The following is a 22,190-nucleotide window of genomic DNA, read 5'->3' on the forward strand; positions in this document are numbered from 1 at the left end:
TCCATTATTGTTGGCAGGGGGTCACCCCCTGCCCGGCCGCAACGGCCCGTCATTTGTTCCAAAGATCACCAGCGCTGGTGGACGTGCGGTTTGATCATGCTGTCATAGACGTCTGCAATGGCGTCCATCGCCTCGGGCCCAAGGGGGGCCAGATCGGCCGCCGCGGCATTCGCCCGCGCCTGTTCAGGGGTGCGCGCACCGGGGATGACGACGCTGACCGCGTCGTTCATCAGGATCCAGCGCAGCGCCATCTGGGCCATCGTGGCCCCCTCGGGCACCAGCGGGCGCAGCTTTTCGACCGCCTCGAGCGCCAATTCATAGGGCACACCGGCAAAGGTTTCGCCCACGTCAAAGGCCGCGCCATGGCGGTTGAAATTCCGGTGATCATCCGCCGCGAAGGCCGTTTCGGCCGTCATCTTGCCGGTCAGAAGCCCACTTGCCAGAGGCACGCGCACGATCACGCCGATGCCGTTCTCGCGGGCCGCGGCAAAGAACCGTTCGCTGGGGCGCTGGCGGAAGATGTTGTAGATGATCTGAACCGAGGCGACGTTGGGGTATTCGATCGCCTTGAGGCCCTCTTCGACCTTTTCGACCGACACGCCCAGCGACCGCACCTTGCCCTTCGCCACCAGCGTGTCGAGGGCGCCGAAGAAATCGGGCCGGTAGTAGACGTCGGTCGGCGGGCAGTGAAGTTGCAGAAGATCGAGGCAGTCGACGCCAAGGTTCGTCAGGCTGCGATCGACGAACCCTTCGATAGCCTCGGCCGTATAGGCCTCGGCGATATGGGGATCGAGCCTGCGGCCGGCCTTTGTCGCGACGACCGGCCGATCGCCCGAGCGCCCGGCCAGAACGTCCCGCACGATCCGTTCGGAACGGCCGTCACCATAGACATCCGCCGTATCGATGAAGGTCACCCCGGCGTCGAGAGCGGCCTCGAGCGTGGCACGTGCATCGGCCTCCGACACATCGCCCCATGAACCGCCGATCGCCCATGCGCCAAATCCGATCGGCGCGACCTTCCAACCCGTGCGTCCAAGTTCTCGATCCGGCAAGTTCATTTCATACTCCTAATCTGTTCAGGGGCGTTTGCGTTCTCTCCACAGAGCGAAACACTGACAATCGACTACCGATGAACCACGCAAGACGGGCAAAGCGCGCCACCATTCGCGGGGCGAAGCCATGTCTCAAATCAATCGGTTTTCCAAGGGTTTGGCAAGTCGATTGACGGAAATCCTTGCCACTCCACGAGCCGTTTCGCCTCTTGTCGCAACAGCACGCCCATTGCAGACATTGTCGTTCCGCGCGAAATGCGGAAACATCGGCTTGACGAGTCACGAGGCAGACGATGGATCAACGCGGGACGGTCGAATTCCTGTCATCCGGTCGGGCCTTCGGCACGGACGCGCCGGTCGAGGTGGTCGAAACCCACGGAGCCTATGTCTTCCTGTGTGGAGATGCTGCGTTCAAGCTGAAACGCGCAGTCAGATACGACTACATGGACCTCAGCACCGCCGATCTGCGTCACAAGATGCTGGTGCGCGAGCTGGAATTGAACCAACCCTTCGCGCCCGAGATCTATCGTGACATCCTGCCGGTAACCCAGAGCCCCGGCGGCCTGATGCTGGGCGGCACGGGTCAGGTAGTCGACTGGGTTCTGAGGATGTGGCGCTTTCCGGCGGAGAACGAGCTGGAACGCATCGCCGAACGCGGGGCCTTCGATGATCGTCTGGCCGATGACACGGGCGTGGCCATCGCCGCCTATCACGCAGCCGCGCCGACCCGCGATCACTCGGGCCGACGCCTGATCGCCGAGATCCTGGCCGAACTTGGACGGGTCTTCGCCGAGTTTCCGAGCGCCGATGGTGCGGCCCGCGTGCCGGAATGGCAGACAGCCGCGGCCGGGGCACTGGAACAGGTCGGGCCGCTCCTTGATGCACGCGGCCGCGACGGGCATGTCCGGCGGGCGCACGGCGATCTGCACCTGAGAAACCTTGTTCTGATCGACGGACGGCCCGTGCCCTTCGATGCGCTTGAATTCGACGAGACGCTGGGCACCTGCGATGTGCTCTACGACATCGCCTTTCTGGTGATGGACCTCTGCCACCGCGATCTGCACCGTCAGGCCTGCCGGGTTCTGGACGCCTGGCTGCGCGAGGCGCGCGGGGCCGAGGATGCAGGCCTTGCCGCCCTGCCCCTGTTCCTGTCGGTCAGGGCCGCGATCCGCGCGATGGTCCTGCTGCAGACGGATGCGGCCCGCCAGAGCACCGGTTCCAGCACGGCGGAGATCGCGGCCTATCTCGATCTGGCCTGCGCGGCGCTGCGGCCCGCGCAGCCCCGCCTCATCGCGCTTGGCGGCTTTTCGGGCAGTGGCAAAAGCGTGCTGGCCCGGGCGCTCGCCGCCGGGATCGGTGCTTTGCCCGGTGCCGTCATCCTCAATTCCGATCAGGAGCGAAAGGCCGGTCGCGCGCAGACACGGCACCTCGATCCGAAGTCCTACGGTCGCGAAAGCCGCGAGGCGGTCTATCGCGCCATCCTCAATCGCGCCGAGACGATCCTTTCGGCCGGGCATTCGGTGATCCTTGACGCGACTTTCGTCGATCCCGCTCTCAGGGCCTCGGCCGAAGAGGCCGCCCTGCGCGCCGGCGTCCCGTTTCACGGCCTCTGGATCGACGTGCCGGACGACCTCCTCGCCGATCGTGTGATGGCGCGCAGGGGTGACGTGTCGGATGCCGATCGCTCGGTCCTTGATGCGCAGCTCCGGGCCGGTCATGGCCCGATGTCATGGACCCGTGTTGATGGCACAGGTGCGGTGGATGACGTCCGTGCGCGGGCGCTCGACCTGATCGGACGGGATGCGCCCGATCGCGATTGACGGGGCGCTTTGCCCGAAGGATCAAGGCCAACGCATCGTTTCATGATTTGCATCAAGGAACGTGTCGCGGATGTCCGACAAGGTCATTGGCATGGCAAAGTCCCCGACCAGGAAACCCGCGACCAAAGCGAAACGCGCGCGCGCGCCCAAGGCGGTTTCGCCAAAGCCCCCCGTGGCGGGGGAAATGCTGCCATCGGTTCCGACGACAGAGACCGACGCCCATCCCTATCAGGCGCTCGACCGGATCGCGCGGGCGATTGTCGCGCGGCAGACGGGGGGCGTGTCGCCCTATTCCATCCTTCAGGCGTGGTCGGACTGGGCCCTCCATCTGAGCCGCGCACCGGGGCGTCAGCTCGAACTTGCCGAGCGCAGCCTGCGCAACGCCACCGATGTCTTCGAATATGCGGCCCGCCTGGCCGCCGGACAGGAGGCGGACCCCCCGTTCAAGCCGAAATCCTATGATCACCGCTTCACGGATGAGGCTTGGTCAAAGCTGCCATTTGCGCTGACGCAGCAAAGCTTTCTGGCCACGCAGGATTGGTGGGATCATGCAACGGCCACCATGCGCGGCCTGAGCGAGCCCGATTCCAAGCGTGTGGCCTTCATGGTCAGGCAATATCTCGACCTGATCTCGCCCTCGAACTTTCCGATGACGAACCCCGAGATCATCCGGGAAACCGTGCGCCAGAGGGGCCACAACATCATTGAAGGCGCCCAACATCTGATCGACGACATGGTTCAGACCTGGACCCAGCACTCGAGACCGCCGCCCGAAGGGTTCCGGATCGGCGAAGACATCGCCTGCACGCCGGGCAAGGTGGTCTATCGCAACGATCTGTTCGAACTGATCCAATATGCTCCGATGCGCGACGAGGTTCAGGCCGAACCCGTTCTGATCGTGCCGGCCTGGATCATGAAATATTACATCCTCGACCTGTCGCCCCGGAACTCGCTGATCCGGTATCTGGTCGAACAAGGCTTCACGGTCTTCGCGATCTCGTGGTGCAATCCGACGGCCGATCAGGCGTCGCTCTCGCTTGACGATTACCGAAGACGCGGCGTGATGGAGGCGCTCGACGCGGTTTCGGCCATCGTGCCGGGGCAGAAGATCCACGCGACCGGTTATTGCCTTGGCGGCACGATCCTGTCGATCGCGGCCGCGACGATGGCACGGGACGGAGACGACCGGCTAGCCTCGATCAGCCTGTTCGCGGCGCAGGTCGATTTTTCCGAAGCAGGTGAATTGCTGCTGTTCCTCGATGAAAGCCAGGTGGCGTTCCTCGAAGACATGATGTGGGCGCAGGGCTATCTCGACCGTCCCCAGATGACGCGGACCTTCGCCTCGATCCGGGCCGAGGATCTGATCTATGCCCGTGCGGTGCGGCGCTACTTCCTCGGGGCCGAGGACCTGCCCAGCGATCTGACTGTCTGGAACAACGACACGACCCGGATGCCCGCCCGGATGCACAGCGAATACCTGCGTGGCCTGTTCCTCGAAAACCGGCTGACCGCGGGCCGCTTTGCCGTGGACGGCCGGGTCATCGCGCTCAAGGACATTGACGCCCCGTTCTTCGTCGTCGGCACCGAAACCGATCACATCGCGCCATGGCGTTCGGTCTACAAGACGCGCCTGTTCACACAAAGCGACCTGACCTTCGTGCTGACAAGCAGCGGCCATAACGGCGGTATCCTGAGCGAGCCGGGCCACCCCCGCCGCCATTACCGGATCGGAACCCGGCACGAAGGCGATACCTATACCGACCCCGACACGTGGATCGACCGACATGAACCCGTTGATGGATCATGGTGGACGGAATGGACCGCGTGGCTGATTGACCGCTCAACCGGCCTCACCACGCCCCCCGAGACGGGCCAGTCCGGCGGCCGTTATGCGCCGCTTTGCGACGCACCGGGCCGCTACGTCCTGCAGCATTAGGGCGATCGCTCAGCCGAAGATCGCCCAGATGAACCGGATGGCCACCAGCAGAAGGAAGCTGCCAAACGCGATCTCGAGGCTGCGGCGTGTCATCCGGTGGGCCAGCGCGACGCCGAAGCGGGTCGTCAGCATCGACGTCGGGATCGTCAGCGCAAAGGCCACGAGCGACACGAAACCGAGCGACCCAGGCGGCAGATCAGCCTGCCCGTATCCCGCGAGGATATAGCCGATCGTGCCCGGGATCGCGATCAGGACCCCGACCCCGGCAGATGTGCCGACCGCGCGGTGGATCGGCATGCCATGCAGCGTCAGGAAGAGGTTCGACAACGCGCCGCCGCCGATCCCCATGATCGCCGAGGCCAGCCCGATCAATGCGCCACCTGCGCTCATCCCCGCGCGCCCCGGAAGGCTGTCGCCCAGCGACCAGCCCTTGCCCCCGGTCAGGAGCTTGACCGAATTCAGGAGCGCCACGGCCACGAACACCGCCTGAAACACGACCGGTGGCGCATATCGCGCCACGACCGCGCCGACGATGACGCCCGCGAGGATCGGCACGGCCCAGGCCCGCAACACATCCTTTTCCAGCGTGCCCTTGCGGTGATGGCCCCGCGCCGAACTGATCGACGTCGGGATGATGACGGCCAACGAGGTGCCCACGGCCAGAGGCATGGCGACCTCGGCGGGATATCCCAGCATGCCGAAGATCTCGAAAAAGACCGGGACGGAAATCGCCCCGCCGCCCACGCCGAAAAGACCGGCGAGAACGCCGATGCTGGCCCCCGCAAGGGCCAGCCCGGCGATCAACGTCAGGAGGGTAAGCGGATCAGAGAGAAGCTCCACCTCAGTGGCCAGTCAGGTGGCGCGTGAGGCTTGCGCCGTCAAACCCGCCAAGCCCGCCTTCAATCGCCTCGGCATAATTCTTCTGCACCTCGGCCGAGATCGGCAGCTTGCGCCCCAACCTCTCGGCCTGCTGCAGGGCGAGGCCAAGGTCCTTGGACAGGCCGTTGAGATCGAAGGTCCCGGGCTGATCGGTGCCGTTCAGCGTATCGATCACCACCTGCGCCCGGTTCTTGAGCACGGCCGGACCGGCCGAACTGTCGGCGATCACGGAAATCGCCGTCTCGGGCGTGATGCCAGATCCGTCGAGCAATGCCATCGCCTCGGCCAGCGTCTGCCAATAGAGCGCAAGCGGAAGGTTCACGGCCAGCTTCATGCTGGCGCCGGCGCCGGCGGGGCCCAGATGCTCAACCCGTTTGCACAGATGATCGAGCACGGGCCGGGCGCGCGCGACAGCAGCCTCCGTGCCGCCTGCCATGCCGAGAAGCTGTCCCTTGAGCGCGGGGCCGACCGTGCCGCCCACCGGGCAATCCACGAACTCCGCCCCGGCGGCCGTCACCTTTGCGGCAATGGCGCGCGTGTCATCGGGCAGCAGGGTCGACATGTCCACGATCAGCTTGCCGTCCAGCCCGGCGTCGATCAGCCCGTCGATCACCGCGTTGACAGCCGCGGCATCCGTCAGCGACACGAGGATGATATCCGCCTGCGTGAGCCCGGCCAGATCGGCCGCCAGATCGGCGCCGGCGGCCACGGCATCCGATGCCCTGTCAGGCGTCCGGTTCCAGACCGTGACGGAATGGCTCGTTTCAATCAGGCGCTTGGCAAAGGCCGTTCCCATACGGCCGGTGCCTGCGATCGCAATCGTCGTCATGTCGAAATCTCCCCTTCCAATCCAAGGATCTGCAAGGTCGTCTCCCCGGCCCTCAGTCGATCCATCATCCGTGCCTCGCCCTCGGCGCGGGCCCGGCCCGCTTCGAGCGCGTCGTGCGCCCTGTCTGCCGGCACAATGATGACCGCGTCATTGTCGGCGATCACATAATCGCCGGGCGCAATCCGGGCCTCGCCGATTTCAAGCACGATGTCCAGCGCGCCCGGGTCGGACTTGACCGTGCCGCGGATGTTCAGGCCCCGGGCAAAGACCGGAAATCCCATCTCGACGATCTCGGCACTGTCGCGCACCGCGCCATTGATGACGAACCCTGCCACGCCACGCATCCGGCAGGCCAGCGCCATGATCTCTCCGAACGGGCCACTGTCGATGCTGCCGCCATAATCGGCGACGATGACCTCGCCCGGCGCCGCCACCGCGATCGCGCGATGAAGCGCGAGGTTGTCGCCGGGTGTGCAACGCACGGTGCACGCGGGCCCGGCGACCCGCATATCCGGCGACAACGGCCTGAGCGGAAGGTCGATCAGTTGCGCGGCCTCTGCCGCTTCGTGAATGGTCGCGGTCCCAAGCTCAGCCAGGTGCCGCGACAGGCTCACGCTGCGGGCTCTCCAATGCGGACCTGCATCGGCCACAGACCGTCGACCGAACAATCCAGCACATCGCCGGACACAACGGCCCCGACCCCGGCCGGCGTGCCGGTCATGATGATATCTCCCGGCATCAGGGCATGTTGTTCGGACAGTTTCGCGATGATCTCGTCGATTTTCCAGATCAGGAGCGAGATATCGGCATCCTGTTTCGTCTCGCCATTGACCTTGAGCTTCACATGGCCCGAGGTCATGATACCGGTCGTCTCGACCGGGGTGATCGGCCCGACAGGCGCGGAATGATCGAAGGCTTTCGTCACCTCCCACGGCAGACCCTTTTTCAGAGCCTCTGCCTGATGATCGCGGCGGGTCATGTCGAGGCCGACGGCATAGCCGAAGATATGCGACGAGGCATCCGCCTCAGAGATGTTATAGCCGCCCGATTTCATCGCCACGACTAGTTCGCATTCGTAATGGAAGTTGTTCGTGAAGACCGGATAGGGGATCTCGCCGCCATTGCGGACCAGCGCATCGGCCGGCTTCATGAAGATGACCGGCGGGTCCCGTTCGTCCTGCTCCATTTCGCGCACATGGGCGAGGTAGTTCTTGCCGATGCAATAGATGCGGCGGACGGGGAATTTCTCGTCCGAACCGACAATATCGAGATAAGCCGGGCTGGGCGGGGTGACGGCATAGGCGACCATGGCGGAAATCCTCGGATGCGTGTTGTGGGGCAGACGTGACCCGCGCGTCGGGCGCGTCTTCAGATGCCCATACATTGTCGCGGTTGAGACGCTAGTTCAAGATATGAAAAGCCGATATTGGGCATTTCGTATATTCTTTTGCGTATCGCTCCGAATCATATAGGCTCCCGATTCAGGGCTCACACTCGGTGCCGAACAAAACGCGAGTGACGTGCCCAAACGGAGAAATGGGAGGAAAACCATATGACCATTCGGACAGGGATGTCGCGCCGTCAATTCGGAGCACTGAGCCTTGGCGGCATGACCGCCGCCGCGATCGGTGCGCCTGCTATCGTGCGCGCCCAGACCGCGATCACCTTCGCCGTGCCGAACCCTTCGGCACTGACCTGGCTGCCCTATTGGGTCGCCGTGGGCGAAGGCTATTTCGGCGAAGAAGGCTATGAGCCGACCCTCGAAGCCATCGACGGATCGTCCGCCGTGCTTCAGGCGATGACCGCCGGGCAGGCCCATATCGGCGCGCCCGGACCGGGCCCGACCCTCGGCGCACGCGCCCGCGGCGTCGACGTGAAGTTCCTCTACAACCTGTATCCCAAGTCTGTGTTCGGCCTTCTCGTGCCGGCCGACAGCGGCATCACCTCGCCTGAACAGCTGGCCGGAACGGTCGTGGGCGTTGGCACCGCGGACGGTGCGGAAGTGTCCTTCACCAGCGCGATCATGACCGATGTAGGCCTGACGCCGGGCGAGGATTTCGAATACCTGCCCGTCGGTGACGGCGGAACGGCAGCCGTCGCGTTCCTGCGCGAAGAGGTCAGCGCCTATGCCGGCGCCGTCTCGGACGCCGCGATCCTCGCCTCGCGCGGCATCAACCTGACCGAGATCACGCCCGAAGCCTATCTTGGCTTCTTCGGCAACGGCATCGCCATGCTGGAAAGCGCGATCGCCGAGATGCCCGAACTCGCGCCCGCCTTCGGTCGCGCCATGGTCCGGGGGATGCGTTTTGCCAGCGATCCGGCGAACAAGGACACCTGCCTTGCCCATTGCGCCGCCGGTAACCCGCAGGAAGGCGAGCAGGATTACGCCGCCGCCCTGTTCGACGGCGTGGTCGAGCGGATGACACCGACCGATGCCTACATGGGTCAGGGCTACGGCTATCAGCCGCCAGAGCATTGGCAGGCGATCCACGATTCCGCCGTGGCCTCCGGTGCCTTGTCCGAGCCTCTGGAAGATCTCGCCGGTGCCTACACCAACGAGTTCGTGGCCGGCTGGAACGCCTGACGACAATGGCAGAGCCCCGCCCCATCGACACACAGCAGTCCGCGCCCATGGCGCGGACTGTCTACAAGATCGAACGGTTGTCGAAGACCTATGCCCGCAACAGCCTCGTAGCGCTTCAGGATGTGCACCTCGAGATTCACAAGGGCGAGTTCGTATCCGTGATCGGCTCGTCCGGTTGCGGGAAATCGACATTGCTCAAGATCATGGCGGGGCTCATGCCGCCAACCACCGGACGCGTGGTTCTGGAGGGCAAACCCGTCGTGGGCCCGCGCCCCGATATCGGGATGATGTTCCAGCAGGCCACGCTCCTGCCGTGGAAAACCACGCTGGAAAACGTCCTGATGCCGATCGAGCTTCGCGAAGGGCGCGCCGCGGCGAAGGCCGCGTCCGACAAGGCGATGGACCTTCTGAAACTCGTCGGGCTCGGGGATTTCGCCGATGTCTATCCCGGCGAATTGTCGGGCGGCATGGCGCAGCGCGCCTCGATCTGCCGGATGCTGATCTCGGATCCGGCGATGCTCTTGCTGGATGAGCCCTTCTCGGCGCTGGACGAACTGACCCGCGATTTCATGAACATGGAATTGCAGCGGATCTGCCTTGAACGCGGCGCGACGGCCTTTCTCGTCACCCATTCGCTGGCCGAGGCGGTGATCCTGTCGGACCGAATCCTTGTCATGAAGGCGCGTCCGGGCCATGTGGTCGAGGATATCACCATCGACTTGCCGCGCCCGCGCACTTTGGACATGATCAACACCACGCATTTCGGCGAAATCGTCAGCCATATTCGCGACCTTCTGGGTAAGGAGGCCCATCAATGACCGACGCGACCAATCCGGACCAGATGGACTCGGGCGGGGATACCGTCTGGGTCGAACACGAGGCGTTCATCGACCGCATCCCGCGCTGGGTGGCGATGACGTTTCTGTTTGTCGCCATCGTGGGTCTTTGGGATCTGGTGACGCGGATGGGATGGGTTTCGGCCATCATCCTTCCAAGCCCGGCCGAAACACTCGAAGACCTGATCTTCGTGGGCAAGAACCTGCTGTCGGGCGGCTACATGCTCGAGGCGCTCTGGACCACGACCCTGACCGTTCTCTACGGGTTCCTGATCGCGATCTCGATCGGATTTTCCCTTGGCGTTCTGGTGGGCGAGACAAAGTTCGGCGAACGCGCCGTGATGCCCTATCTCGTGGCGATCGACACAATGCCAAAGGTGGCCTTTGCGCCCCTGTTCATCGCGTGGCTGGGCTTTGACATCGGATCGAAAGTGGCCCTTGCTGCCTTTATCGCGACCTTCCCGATCGTGGTCTCGACCGCCGCCGGGCTTTATGCCGCGACCGAGAACGAACGGATGCTGTTCAAATCCGTGGGCGCGACCCGGATGCAGATCCTGTTGCGGCTGAAGCTGCCGACGGGGCTCCCCTATTTCTTCACCGGCCTCAAGATCGCCTCGGTCGGCGTCATGGCCGGCGCGATCACGGGCGAATTCCTTGGCGGCGGGTCGGGTTTCGGCGCGCTGATCCGGCAATCGGCCAGCCAGCTGGACACGCCCCGCGTGTTTTCGCTGATCCTTTATCTCAGCCTTCTGGGCCTGACCCTGTTCTTCATCGTCGTCTGGCTTCAGAGACGGTTCGTATTCTGGAACAAGTCGGGTGGCCCGGGCGGGATGATGTAGGATGGTAGAAGCGACGGAATTTCGCAACCTGTCGGAGCAGGCCCACGACCGGATCCGTCGTGACATCCTGAACGGCACGCTGTTCCCCGATGAGCGCCTGCAGATCGACGCCATGTCGGAGAGGTATTCCATCGGTGCTGTCCCCGTGCGCGAGGCGCTCAACCGGTTGTCGTCCGAGGGATTGGTGGAACGGCGCAGCAATCGCGGGTTTTGCGTGGCCCCGATCTCGATGGACGATCTGGCCGAACTGGTTCAGACGCGCATCTGGCTCGAAACGCTAGCGCTGCGGCAGTCGATCGCGAATATCGACGAAGCTCTCGAAGAGGAACTGGTCGTCAGTTTCCACCGTTTGGCACGGACCCAGAGGCGCATCCCGAAAGAGGCCGAAAAGGACCTGTCCGAGGAATGGGAGCGGCTTCACAAGGATTTCCACATGCTCCTTCTGGATCGCTGTGGCTCCTCGCTTCTGCTGGGGTTCTGCTCGAACCTGATGGATCAGGCGGTGCGCTATCGGAACCTGTCGATGAACAGCAATCCCAGCAAGCTGCGCCGCGAAGGGGCGGCTGCCGAACACAAGGCGATCCTCGACGCGGTGCTTGACCGTGATCCCGATCTGGCCTGCCAGCTTCTGGAAGATCACTACCGCACCACTCTTGAGGGGCTCCGGGGGCTGGTTCCCTGGGAATTCCAGGATCGTCGTCCGGCCTAGAACCAGAGAGTTCCGGCAAAGTCGCTAGCCGCGTTCACGCGATGGCAGGCTTAATGCATAACATCAGCTTTGTCGGACAAGCCTTTGTTATAAAACACCTACACACCTTCCCGGAAGCGACATAAGGCTGATCCTGCCCTCCGCAACACGCACCATGCGACCACCGCCCTCGGACTTCCATCGAACGCCCTGCGTGATCCTGAATGGCAAAAAGCGGCAGAAAGGTCTGTATTTGCAGGCGCAATCGCGCCATCGTGGAGACCACCCTTTTCATCAAAGAAATTGCTGCAAATGACAAAACTCGACTGGGATTATACCGGGCTTGCCAAAGCCTACATCAACCGGCCCGATTATTCTGACGCGGCGATCGATGCGGTTCTGGCAATCGCATCGCCCCCGTCGGGCCAGCAGGTGATCGATCTTGGCGCGGGCGTCGCCCATCTGACGCTCAAGCTGGCAGAGCGCGGTCTTGATGTTCTGGCGCTCGAGCCAAATGCAGAAATGCGGCGCTATGGCACCGAACGCACCGAGCATCTGCCAAAGGTCACATGGAAAGAGGGCGTGATGCAGGCAACCGGGCTGCCGGACGCATCTTTTCCCCTGACGACCTATGGCTCGTCGTTCGGGGTGACGGACCGGATCGACACCCTGCGCGAGAGTGCGCGTCTTCTGGCCGATGGCGGCTGGTTTGTCTGCATGTTCAATCACCGCGACCTGACAGACCCGCTGCAAACCCGGATCGAGGGCATCATCACCGCGCATGTGCCCGATTATGACTACGGGACCCGCCGCGAAGATCAGGGCGGCGTCATCGCGCAATCGGGGCTGTTCGGCCCCGTGCACCGGCTGGAATGCCCGATCGTTCATCACGTCGACAAGGACGACTGGGTCACCGCGTGGCGATCACATGCAACACTGGAACGTCAGACCGGCGCCGCGTTTCACGCGATCGTGGACGAGATTGCCGACGTCGTGGGCGCCCTGCCCGGCACGACCCTGCCGATCCCCTACATGACGCGCGTCTGGATGGCGCGCAGATTGCCAAGGTAGCCGGCCGCGTGTCCCCCGGAAACGGCACAGACGTCATGGGCACGATCTGGCTCAGCGGGCAGTCCGGTGCCGGGAAAAGCACTCTTGCCCAAAGGCTTCGCCAACGCTTCACAGAGGCCGGCAACCACGGTGTCGTCCTCCTCGACGGAGAAGAGATCCGCGCGCGGCTGCCTAAATCCTATGGCCATTCGCTTGAGGACAGGGCCGAAGTCCTGCACGCCACGATCGAGCTTGCGGCCGAGGCGAACCGCGCCGGCAGGATCGCGATCGTCGCCACGATTTCTCATCAGGTCTGGATGCGGGAATTGGCCCGACAACACCTTGATCCGTTTCTTGAAGTCATTCTCGAATGCCCGACCGAGGCCTGTGCCGCGCGGGACAGGAAAGGCCACTACGCGCGCGCCTTTGCCGGCGAATACGATTGCTTTGTCGGCGTGACGCACGATTACGAATTGCCGGAACGACAGGACGGAACCTGCCTTCGCATCGATACCGACCGTCTGTCTCCGGCCGAGGCTCTGGCGGCTGTCTGGCCTGCATGTGCAACACTGCTCAAACCGCCAGCACCCGGTCGTCAGGGCTGAGCGCGCCGTGCCCGACGGGCCGCACGCTTTTCGCGCAAGAGTGCGTTCAGGGTCTCCAGATGCGCCGCTTCCCCGTCCTGAAGCTGCCGGGACAGCCGATCAAGGTGCTGACCCATCCGGGCCCCGAGAGCGGCCTGAAATTCGGACATGCTGTCCAGAAACATCCGGCTTTCGACAGGCGACATCTTTGCCGCCGCAAGCGCCTCGGGCGTCAGCCTCGCGATCTGAGAGACAAGCGCCGGCATGTCCGGATCCGCAAGCGGATCGCCACGTCTTTCGGCGAATGCCGCCGGCAGGTCGATCGTCTCGAACACCTTCAGACAGGCCAGTTGCGCGGGCATGACGCTCACGGGCGCCGGCACGCCTGTCGCATAACCAAGCGCCCGCATGACAGCCCCTGCCCGCCCTTCTATCCGCTCGATTGCGTCTGTCGCGTCATCACCGTTCTTCCAGTCGCCGACGGTTCCCGCCCGGTTCGCGATCTCCTGATCGCTTGGATTGCGGGCCCGGTAGATGGCCTCGGCGGCCTTGGCCTGTGAACTGTCGGACGCGGCAACCGCAGCCCCGATCTCGGCGTCGGAGGCCGTGATCCCCAGATCACCCAGAATGCGCCGCAACAGCGCCGTCGCATCGGCCTTGTAATCCTCGAACCGGTAGACCCGCTGTGCAGCGCGGGCCTGCCAGCACTGGACATGCAGACGCCAGTGATCAGGCCTGTTCAACAATGTCTCGGGGTTGGGAAAATCGCAGAATTCGGCGAACGACATGCCCGGACCCCGCCTGCGATACATCGAATAGAGCGCATCGCGGGGGTCGCGGACAAACAGAAGCGTGTCATCTTGGGCCTCGCCGAGACGGGGTAGATCCTGCCGGTAATCGACGACAAGATCCTCCCGAAAGCGAAAGCTGTCGCGATGGACGAGCGACGGCATCCATTTGCCCAGTATCGCGGCGCGGGGTGCCAGCCGCGAACTACCGCCCTCGTCGATCCAGATCGACGCCGCAGGATCGCCCTTGCGCCAGAGCTTTGTCTCGGCGGGCCGGTGGATGACCCTGATGCCAAGCTCGAGAAAGCAATTCACAAGCCACGATGCGCCCGACGGCTCGATCGGCGAGGCAAAGACGATGCGACGTGGATCTGTCATGCACGGGCCGCCCGGCCATGGCACGTCTGCAACGGCGATGCGAAGCGGCGCCCATCCATCGTCAGAAATTCTCCGGGATCATGGCAAGCAGATCAGGGATCGAAATCACGTCCGGCAGATCGCCTGCGCCGTCCCTTTGGTCATCCGTCAGGATCGATTGTGCAAGCCGCTCCATTGGTCGGATCGTGGCACGCAGCAACTGGTTGGGATAGATGACCGCATTGATCCCTGCCTCCTCGAACGCCGCGAGGCCTGCCGACCAGCCTGCCACCGGCTCGACGAGGATCGGCGCGAGAATGCCATTGGATCGAAGCGACCGAGCGAATTCGAACACCTGCTGCGGGCCGTCGGGGGTGCCCCGGATAAGGATCGCCTCGCTTCCGGCCTGAAGAAACGCTTCTGCCCGCGCCATCGCATCGGCCAGCCCCGCGCCTGTCACAAAGCTGCCGATGCCCGAGATCAACATGATCTCGCTCGCGCGGCTTGCGGCCTCGAAGGCGTTGATTTTCTGCCTGAACTCCGGGATCGGGGCCTGCAACTCGGGTTCGTCGGTCCCGGTATCCCCGTTGCGTGCAAGGCTGAGCCTGTCATCAAGGCACAGCGCCGAGACCCGGGCATAATCCAGGCTTCGCGTCAGGTCGTACACCTGATCCGGCGTGCCGCCGGCCCGGCCCTCGTAGATCAGCGGCAGATGAGAGACTTCGCTGATCTCCTCGATCGTGCGCAATCTGTGGGCCTTGTCGACGACCTCCCGGTCGGATTTCCCACGGACGGTGGCATCGGCCAGACTGCTTTGCCAGAGCGCGTCGAACCGGGTCTTGCCATCCTGTCCGACCGCCTCGCTTGCGATCCGGGCCGACAGGCCGCTGTGTGCCTCGATCACCCGAAGCAGAGGTTTCGCGGCCAGAAGCCGACGCAACCGGCCCTGCCGCGATCGCGCCAGCAATCCGTCCTCTTCATGCGCCAGAACAAGCTGGGTGCTCGATATGCCGGCGGTATAGGGGATCTCGATCAGCTGGCCGCCCCAGTCGCTCAGCACTTGGATCACTTCGGCGCGGGCCCCCGATTGCTGTTGGCCCTTGGCCCAGTCATCGCCATGAACAACGAAATCGGGCCGAAGGGCCCGAAGGTTGGCCGCATAGCTCAGCGTGTCCTGCGGCACGACGCGGCTGACACCCTTGATATTGGCCACCACCCCGGCGCGTTCGGCATAGCCCAGTATCGGCAGGCGTTTGTAGCTGACGACAGCTGCGTCGGTCAGCACCCCGACCGTCACCTTGCCCAGCCGCGCGGCCGTTCTGATCACGTTGATGTGGCCTGCATGGAGCATATCCCCCACCATTCCGACATAGACGGTCTGTTCGGCATCGCTCTCGTAATCGTTGCGCATCGAATGTCTTGGTCCCGGTCAGGCAAAAAATCGGAGGGCAATCACATAATGCCCAAGCCTAACGCGATCATGGCCCTGCGTGATAGCCCCTGTATCTGCGTATTTCTTGGGCATGTCCCAAGCTTGACGTGGCAACACACAGACGCCTACCTGAATGTGACGCGCAGATCGTGCCATTTGAAAGGTTAAGAAATTGGACCAGAACGCAGTTTACGTGCAGGTCGTTGCATTTCTTGCCGAGGCCACAGCGGCGCCCGAGGGTGGGTTCCGGCCCGACACGCGACTTTTCGATGAGGGGCTGCAACTGGATTCCTTTGCGACCGTCGAGCTGATTTCGCGGATCGAGGAGGAATACGATTTCGAATTCTCGGACGAGGATTTCATACCCGAGAATTTCGTCGACCTCTCGACGATCTGCGCATTGGTCGAGACCTACCTTGCCCGGGCGATCGACAATGAAGGCGGCTGACGATCCGCCGGGCGGGGCCGCCGCAACCCCGGACCGGACCGTCGTGGGCGGACTTGCCCGGGGCTCACGGGCAGAGATCTTCGACCCGGCCTCCCTTCGGCAATTGGCTGCAGACAGGGTGGGAGGCGACATTCCCCTCGATCCTCTGGCGCGCGCGGGGCTGGAGGTTCTGACCGACGATCTGCGACGCGCCTCCCCGGGGCTGAGCTTTCTTGGCCGCAAGCTTCTGCAACAGGCCCTGATCGACAGGCTGATCCGGCGCACCGAGATGACCCACGGGCCGGGCAACTCCGCCCGAACGCCGGCGCCCGTCTTCATCGTCGGGCCGTTTCGCACCGGCTCGACCTTCCTGCATCGCCTGATGGCGACCGATCCGCAGTTCAGATGTCCGACCGCGACCGAAGTCTCGGTGCCGCTTGGCATGTCCCGTGCAGACGGCCACTGGCCGCAGGATCGTGTCACGCGATATCTCGAACAGGTCGGCAGGCTCTCGCCGCGTCTGCTGCAGCTTCACCCGGTGGCCGCGGACAGCGCAGAAGAATGCTTTGCGCTTCTGGAGCCATCGTTTCTGTCGCCGTCGTTCCAGTTCTGGGCGCCGCTGCCCGGCTATAACCGCTGGTTTGCAGAGCGCCCGCAAGAGGATTGGGACGCGGCCTACCTGATCTACGGGCGGCTCTTGTCGCGGATCGGGGCGCAGGCCCCGCAGGCGCCGAAGCGTCGATGGGTTCTCAAGTCGCCCTTTCACATGTGGGGATTGCCGGCGATCCTGCGCGGGTTTCCCGAGGCGCTGATCGTTGCGCTGTCCCGCCCTTCGGAACAGACGGCTCCCTCGACCGCCACCTTGCTCGAAGCCAACCGAACCGTCTTTGCCCGCCGTGGCACGGTCGTGGACCTCGGGGACGAGGCCCGCGCCATGATGCAGATCGCCACCGCCCGCGCCGAGGCCGCGCGGCAAACCGCGCCTGCGCGTTTCCTCGACATCGCCTTCGACGACCTGATCAACACGCCGGTGGACACGGTCCAGCGTATTCACGCGGCACTTGGCCTGTCATTCGACGGGGCGGATGCCGCGCGCGTGGCCACCGGCGCTGCCGAGATCGGCCGCACCACAGCCAAGAGTTGACACGCTCCCCCCTTACCCGGCACTTTGGTCCGACAAGATCGCGCTCGCGTGTTTATTCTGGCAACGGAAGAGGCGATGAACATATCCGGCAAGACAAAGCTCGACCATGGGGGCAACATCGCCTGCCTGACCCGGAAACGCTGTTCTCAGCTGTTCTTCGTCTATTCCGGCATGAAAGGCGCGATGGAAGGCCTCAGCCCGATGACTTTCCTCCAGCGCAGCGGGATTTCCGACCGCAATGTCGCCTGTCTGCGCGATCCCAATGGCTGCCTTTATGAGAAAGGCATCAGCGACGACATTCCCAACCTCGACGCCGTGCTGAACTGGCACGAAGCGCATATTGCCGCCAATCCGCATGTGACAGAGATCTACGCCGTCGGAAATTCGCACGGCGGGTGGGCCGCGCTGTTCTTTGGCTACATGCTCGGGTTCAAGAAGGTCTGGGCGCTTGCGCCCGGCGGCCCGCGCGGCCGTGATCTTCTGGTCAACCTGATGGATCAGGATAACGGCATCACCCAATACGATGTTCTCTACAGCCGCGAGATCGCGGCCGACCGGGATTTTGCAGAAAGCCTGACCGGATTTCCGGGCGTAAACCTCATACGCCACGAAGGGCACGGGCATCTGATGATCAACGGCCTTATTCAGGACGGCCTGCTGCCCGGTCTATTCCCGGCGCATAAGGCAATCGAGGTCTGACCGCCCGACCGAACGCGAACGGCCCGTCAGGGCGCGAACACGAACCGAAGGGATTTCACATGACCGCGCCTTGGCGATTTCGCAACCCCGTCGACATCCACTTCGATGTGAACGCCATCGAGACCACGGCGACGCTCCTGAATGGTGCGCGCTATGCGATCGTGACCTATCCCAGCCCGATGTTTCAGGACCTTGCCGCACGTCTCGAGGCGGCGGCGGGTCCGGCCGGGCTCGTGATCGACGATGTCTTGCCGAACCCTGAACGCCAGAGGCTCTCGGCCCAATGCGCACGGTTCTGGCCCGGGGCGGAACAGGTCGACGTGATCGTGGCCATCGGCGGAGGATCGGTGATCGACACCGCCAAGGTTCTGGCCGCCGGGCGCGCGGGCTTTGATGCGGTGATGGACTTCGTGACGACGGGCCGGGGCGGCCCGGACCTGCGCCCGGTGCCCCTGCTGGCCATTCCCACGACCGCCGGCACGGGCAGCGAGGTGACGTGCTGGGCCACGATCTGGGACGAGGCCGGAGGAGCGAAATTCTCGCTCGCACACGAAGACCTTTATCCGAAGGCCGCGATCATCGACCCGTCGCTGATGCTGCGAATGCCTGCGGACCTGACGCAAGCGACCGGTCTCGACACCCTGTCTCATGCGCTCGAGAGCCTCTGGAACAAGAACGTGAACCCGGTCTCGGCCCGGCACGCGGTCGACGCGGCACTCATGATCCGAGACACACTTGGGCAGGTGCTCGACCGACCGGACGATCTGGCGTTGCGCACACGCATGTCCGAGGCCGCGGTGACGGCAGGTCTGGCGTTCTCGAACACCAAGACCGCCATCGCCCACAACCTCAGCTATCCCGTGACACTGGATTATGGCGTGGCCCATGGCATCGCCTGTTCGTTCACCCTGCCGCACATCCTGCGCTCGGTCGCCGAAATCGACGGGATATGTCAGCAGGCCCTGATGCGGGTCTTCGGCTCCGACCTCATGCGCGGCGCGGATGACCTGACGGCAGAGTTGAACGGCCTCGGCGTTCCGACCAGTTTCGCGGATTACGGGATCGCCGACAGCCCCGCGACACGCATCATCGCGGAGGCCTTCGAGGGTCAGAGGGGACGCAACTTCATCGGAGACAAGGACAGGTTCCTGAACATGGCCCGCAGCCATGGCCTTCTGAGTGATCCTGCCGGCACATAGAGCGGACAGCACGCCCGGGGTTTGACATCAGCCCAACCGGCCTCGGATCGGGACACGGCTGACGATGTCGAGCGCCTGCCCCGTGATCAGGGGGCCATCTTCCGAGACGAGACCGGCCAAGGACCGGGCCTGATTACTTCGGCGAACCGCCCAACCGCGCCATCAAGCCGCCATCGACGCGGATCGTCTCTCCGGTGATGAAGGAGGCCGCATCCGACAGAAGGAACGCCACGAGTTCGGCCACTTCGCGTGCCTCCGCCGGCCGGCCAAGGGGATGCATGGCGTTGATCTCGTCCCACACCGCGTCGGGGTCGTCGGACAGGCCCACCGACCAGTCGAGCATCGGCGTCTTGACAGAACCCGGTGCGACGGCGTTCGACCGCACGCCCTGAGCCGCGAAATCGACCGCGATGGATTTCGCAAGCCCGATCAGCCCGTGTTTCGACGTGGTATAGGCCGCGACATTGGCCTGCGTGGCCAGCCCCTGCACCGACGCCATGAAAACGCAGGAGCCGCTGTTGACGGCGATCTGCGGCAGGAGCGCGTGAGACAGCAGGTAGGCCCCCCGCAGGTTCACGTTCATCACTTCGTCCCACAGATCCGGTGTCGTGTCGACGACCGAGCCATAGCGCTGAATGCCCGCGTTATGTGACAGCCCCGTCGCCCCGCCAAGCTCCGCCGCTGCGGCGGCGGTTCTGGTGGCTGTCTCCTGCTCCGCGATGGAACCCACGATGGTCACGGTCCGGCAGGCAAGGCTTTGGGCAACCTGCGCCAGAGCGGCCTCGTCCGTATCGACAAGGATCAAGGGGGTCTCTCCCTCACCAAGCCGCCTTGCCACGGCCTCTCCGATCCCCTTGGCCGCTCCGGTGATGACGATTGCCATAACTGTCCCTCCCGATTCCCGTTCTTCGAAATCGGTTTACGACGCGACGGCGGGCGTTGGGAAATGGTTTCGGAGCCCTTAATCAACTAAATTCGAAATCTAACGTCTATTTATCAGATGGTTACGACGCGTCGCTCATGCGATTGACTCTGATCAGCTCACACGTCTCGTGACCCAGGCTTCGCCCATCGCAGAGCCCACCTGCCCAAGTCAGCCGCATTCGTCACCCGTGGTCACTCGTTCAGGTCGCGGAGCAATCGGCCGTGCTTGCGGGTCTCGTCCACCAGCGCCCCGAAGGTTCGGAAACCCATCCCTTCGAGGATCGGAAGAAGCCTGACCAGCGCCTCGCCGGTCGCCCGCGCGTCGCCCATCGCGGTATGGCGCAGCTCGGGCGGGATGGTGATCGACAGCCGGTCGCACAGCGCATCGAGGGAATGGGGCTCGTTGATCCCGAAGACGACCGAAGACAGAAGGACGGTATCCAGCACCGGGTGCGACCAGCGAACCCCGATTTCCGCCTCGGATTTCTTAAGAAGCCCCACATCGAACGGCGCATTATGCGCGACCAGAACGGCGTCGCGGGCAAAGTGATGGAGCGCCCGTCCGGCCTCGGCGATGCCGGGGGCGCCGGCGACATCCTCATCCGTCACCTTGTGAATCCGTGTCGAGGCGGGCGGGATCGGCATCCCCGGGTTGACGTAGCAATCAACCGCCTCCCCCTCGACGATGCGTCCGTTCAGGATGCGGACCGCCCCGATCTGAACGATGGCATCCTTCTCGACCGAGAGGCCGGTCGTTTCGGTGTCGAAGGCCACGAAACACAGATCACGCAAGGGCGTGTCCCTGACCTCACGGCTTTGCGCCGCGTCGAGCAAATCGAAATCGAAGACAAGCGGGCGTGGCGCAACCGGCCGGGCCACACCTGTCATGTCGATCAGGATCATGTGGCCGTCATCGCCAAGCACCTTGATCCGCGCGTCGAAGGTCCGACCGCTCGCGCTGTTGCAGAGCGTCAGGGCCACCTCGCCGCCCCCATCCGACAGGCGCCCGATCGCAGAGGCGATCTCGGCCTCGTCGAAATACTCGGTGATCGCCGCCTTCAGCCTTGGCGGCGCAATGCCGGCCAGAACCTCGGCCGCCTGCGCGTCATAAAGGACGATCTCGTTTGCCGGGTTCAGCAGGATCGTCGCAATCGGGATCTCGGTCAGAAGCGCTGTCAGCCGCTCGCTTTCCCGGCGCAGGCGCTGCGTTTCGCGCGCGATCTGGGCGGCGCTGTCCATGACAGAGGCGTTCATCGTTCGGGTCAGCGCCTCGGCCGCGGGCGCAAGATCGCCCAGATAGCGGGCCGCCCGCCTGTCAACCTCGGCCTCCACATCGGAATGGGCGCGCAGCCGCAACCCCGCCGACAACCGGTTGATCGGTTTCGCGACGTTTTCGTCGAAGAGCAGCCAGACCCCGAGCGCAAGGCCGGTGTTGAGGAAGGCAAAGACGATGAAGACGGTGACGAACGGCTGCGACGGCAGCGCCTCCTCGGCCCGCGACCATCCCAGATAAAGCGCCGCAGCCGCCAGCGCCGCCCCGCCGAGTGCCAGAAGGCAGAAGAACAGGAATATCCGGAGGCGCAGGCTGAGGCTGGTGAGCATGTCAGCCGTCGCAGATCAGCGTCAGGATCGGGTCGTCGGGCGCCATCGCCTGCCACCCGGCATCCGTCACCGCGCCATCGGCCGCGAATTCTGCACCGTCGATCAAAAGCGCCGAGCGCGCGCCGGCGCAATCGAACAGCATCGGCGCCTGGTTCACGGGTGACCAGCGGCCAAAGAAATACAGGTCAGCCAGACGTTGATCCGGCAGGTTCTCGTTCCGGCGGGCCGTGGCGATATCGACGGCGACAAAGCGCTTTGTATAGGGCCAGAGCAGGGTCCACGGGCGGAGCCAGCCCTGCTCTTCGACCTGCATCGCCACCGTCACCCCCTCGGGGAGTTGGGCTGCCGTCCGGTCGAACCAGGTGTATTCGTTGGTGATCGTCATCCCCAGCATCCCGAGGCCCGCGGCCACCGGCAGGATCCATTTCGGCAGCCTGCGCCCCACGATCAGGTTCAGCACCATGGCCACGCCCGCGCAGGCGATGCCGGCAAAGATCGTCGCGATCAGTTCCAGGAACATG

At 64.0% G+C, this 22,190-nt stretch carries 22 protein-coding genes; 12 read left to right on the top strand and 10 right to left on the bottom strand.

The genetic code is table 11. The annotated features are described in order from the left end of the window. Window positions 1-65: 65 nt before the first annotated feature. Window positions 66-1,058, bottom strand: a complete 993-nt coding sequence (locus tag EP376_RS05660) for an aldo/keto reductase (RefSeq protein WP_127654537.1) — start codon at window positions 1,056-1,058, stop codon at window positions 66-68. Between the two features lie 287 nt (window positions 1,059-1,345). Between EP376_RS05660 and EP376_RS05665 the strand changes: the two genes are divergently transcribed. Both EP376_RS05665 and EP376_RS05670 read left to right on the top strand, forming a co-directional pair. Further along, window positions 1,346-2,872 (top strand): bifunctional aminoglycoside phosphotransferase/ATP-binding protein, encoded by a 1,527-nt coding sequence (locus EP376_RS05665; RefSeq protein ID WP_127654538.1) that lies wholly within the window; start codon window positions 1,346-1,348, stop codon window positions 2,870-2,872. Window positions 2,873-2,963: 91 nt separating this feature from the next. Next, complete coding sequence (locus EP376_RS05670; protein WP_127654539.1) at window positions 2,964-4,808, top strand: PHA/PHB synthase family protein; 1,845 nt, start codon at window positions 2,964-2,966, stop codon at window positions 4,806-4,808. 9 nt (window positions 4,809-4,817) lie between these two features. Here EP376_RS05670 and EP376_RS05675 read toward each other — a convergent pair whose 3' ends face one another. From EP376_RS05675 to EP376_RS05690, 4 genes are read right to left on the bottom strand one after another with little or no spacing between them, the layout of a single operon-like run. After that, window positions 4,818-5,648 carry a sulfite exporter TauE/SafE family protein gene (locus EP376_RS05675; protein ID WP_127654540.1) on the bottom strand — a complete coding sequence of 277 codons (831 nt, stop codon included), beginning with the start codon at window positions 5,646-5,648 and terminating at the stop codon, window positions 4,818-4,820. A gap of 1 nt (window position 5,649) precedes the next feature. Next, window positions 5,650-6,516, bottom strand: coding sequence for an NAD(P)-dependent oxidoreductase (locus tag EP376_RS05680; RefSeq protein ID WP_127654541.1), 867 nt, complete (start codon window positions 6,514-6,516; stop codon window positions 5,650-5,652). Next, window positions 6,513-7,130 carry an RraA family protein gene (locus EP376_RS05685; RefSeq protein ID WP_240652432.1) on the bottom strand — a complete coding sequence of 206 codons (618 nt, stop codon included), beginning with the start codon at window positions 7,128-7,130 and terminating at the stop codon, window positions 6,513-6,515. The genes EP376_RS05680 and EP376_RS05685 overlap by 4 nt, the downstream gene beginning before the upstream one ends. Then, complete coding sequence (locus EP376_RS05690; RefSeq protein ID WP_127654542.1) at window positions 7,127-7,825, bottom strand: fumarylacetoacetate hydrolase family protein; 699 nt, start codon at window positions 7,823-7,825, stop codon at window positions 7,127-7,129. The genes EP376_RS05685 and EP376_RS05690 overlap by 4 nt, the downstream gene beginning before the upstream one ends. Before the next feature lie 243 nt (window positions 7,826-8,068). Between EP376_RS05690 and EP376_RS05695 the strand changes: the two genes are divergently transcribed. The 6 genes from EP376_RS05695 to EP376_RS05720 all read left to right on the top strand — a co-directional run bounded on the left by EP376_RS05695 (window position 8,069) and on the right by EP376_RS05720 (window position 13,118). Then, window positions 8,069-9,100 (top strand): ABC transporter substrate-binding protein, encoded by a 1,032-nt coding sequence (locus EP376_RS05695; RefSeq protein ID WP_127654543.1) that lies wholly within the window; start codon window positions 8,069-8,071, stop codon window positions 9,098-9,100. A gap of 47 nt (window positions 9,101-9,147) precedes the next feature. Beyond that, window positions 9,148-9,918, top strand: coding sequence for an ABC transporter ATP-binding protein (locus tag EP376_RS05700; protein ID WP_238928581.1), 771 nt, complete (start codon window positions 9,148-9,150; stop codon window positions 9,916-9,918). Beyond that, complete coding sequence (locus EP376_RS05705) at window positions 9,915-10,775, top strand: ABC transporter permease (protein WP_127654545.1); 861 nt, start codon at window positions 9,915-9,917, stop codon at window positions 10,773-10,775. The genes EP376_RS05700 and EP376_RS05705 overlap by 4 nt, the downstream gene beginning before the upstream one ends. Before the next feature lies 1 nt (window position 10,776). Continuing rightward, window positions 10,777-11,484, top strand: a complete 708-nt coding sequence (locus tag EP376_RS05710) for a GntR family transcriptional regulator (RefSeq protein WP_127654546.1) — start codon at window positions 10,777-10,779, stop codon at window positions 11,482-11,484. Window positions 11,485-11,775: 291 nt separating this feature from the next. Further along, a complete protein-coding gene (locus tag EP376_RS05715) occupies window positions 11,776-12,534 on the top strand; it encodes a class I SAM-dependent methyltransferase (protein WP_127654547.1) in 759 nt (252 codons plus the stop codon). 8 nt (window positions 12,535-12,542) lie between these two features. Continuing rightward, entirely contained in the window at window positions 12,543-13,118 is a 576-nt protein-coding gene (locus EP376_RS05720; RefSeq protein ID WP_127654548.1) for an adenylyl-sulfate kinase, read from the top strand. On the opposite strand, the gene EP376_RS05725 is transcribed toward EP376_RS05720, so the two are convergent. After that, window positions 13,109-14,263, bottom strand: a complete 1,155-nt coding sequence (locus EP376_RS05725) for a sulfotransferase domain-containing protein (protein ID WP_127654549.1) — start codon at window positions 14,261-14,263, stop codon at window positions 13,109-13,111. The two genes, EP376_RS05720 and EP376_RS05725, sit on opposite strands and share 10 nt — an antisense overlap. 61 nt (window positions 14,264-14,324) lie before the next feature. Then, a complete protein-coding gene (locus tag EP376_RS05730) occupies window positions 14,325-15,653 on the bottom strand; it encodes an isocitrate lyase/phosphoenolpyruvate mutase family protein (RefSeq protein WP_127654550.1) in 1,329 nt (442 codons plus the stop codon). A gap of 193 nt (window positions 15,654-15,846) precedes the next feature. Between EP376_RS05730 and EP376_RS05735 the strand changes: the two genes are divergently transcribed. The 4 genes from EP376_RS05735 to psrA are packed head-to-tail and all read left to right on the top strand — an operon-like array spanning window position 15,847 to window position 19,143. Then, on the top strand, window positions 15,847-16,122 hold the full coding sequence (locus tag EP376_RS05735) for an acyl carrier protein (protein ID WP_203330866.1): 276 nt from the start codon (window positions 15,847-15,849) through the stop codon (window positions 16,120-16,122). Beyond that, the gene (locus EP376_RS05740; RefSeq protein WP_127654551.1) at window positions 16,109-17,245 is read left to right on the top strand and encodes a sulfotransferase family protein; all 1,137 of its coding nucleotides are present in this window, start codon (window positions 16,109-16,111) and stop codon (window positions 17,243-17,245) included. Before EP376_RS05735 ends, EP376_RS05740 begins: the two co-directional genes overlap by 14 nt. Before the next feature lie 48 nt (window positions 17,246-17,293). Next, window positions 17,294-17,944 carry a hypothetical protein gene (locus EP376_RS05745; RefSeq protein ID WP_127654552.1) on the top strand — a complete coding sequence of 217 codons (651 nt, stop codon included), beginning with the start codon at window positions 17,294-17,296 and terminating at the stop codon, window positions 17,942-17,944. 59 nt (window positions 17,945-18,003) lie between these two features. Continuing rightward, window positions 18,004-19,143, top strand: coding sequence for an iron-containing alcohol dehydrogenase PsrA (gene psrA / locus EP376_RS05750; RefSeq protein WP_127654553.1), 1,140 nt, complete (start codon window positions 18,004-18,006; stop codon window positions 19,141-19,143). 133 nt (window positions 19,144-19,276) lie between these two features. On the opposite strand, the gene EP376_RS05755 is transcribed toward psrA, so the two are convergent. From EP376_RS05755 to EP376_RS05765, 3 genes are all read right to left on the bottom strand, one after another. Next, the gene (locus EP376_RS05755; protein WP_127654554.1) at window positions 19,277-20,026 is read right to left on the bottom strand and encodes an SDR family NAD(P)-dependent oxidoreductase; all 750 of its coding nucleotides are present in this window, start codon (window positions 20,024-20,026) and stop codon (window positions 19,277-19,279) included. A gap of 233 nt (window positions 20,027-20,259) precedes the next feature. Beyond that, entirely contained in the window at window positions 20,260-21,669 is a 1,410-nt protein-coding gene (locus EP376_RS05760; protein ID WP_127654555.1) for a 3'-5' exonuclease, read from the bottom strand. 1 nt (window position 21,670) lies between these two features. Beyond that, window positions 21,671-22,189 carry a hypothetical protein gene (locus tag EP376_RS05765; RefSeq protein ID WP_127654556.1) on the bottom strand — a complete coding sequence of 173 codons (519 nt, stop codon included), beginning with the start codon at window positions 22,187-22,189 and terminating at the stop codon, window positions 21,671-21,673. Between the last annotated feature and the right edge of the window lies 1 nt (window position 22,190).

The sequence above is a fragment of the Alexandriicola marinus genome (assembly GCF_004000435.1).
GTDB classification, from domain to species: domain Bacteria; phylum Pseudomonadota; class Alphaproteobacteria; order Rhodobacterales; family Rhodobacteraceae; genus Alexandriicola; species Alexandriicola marinus.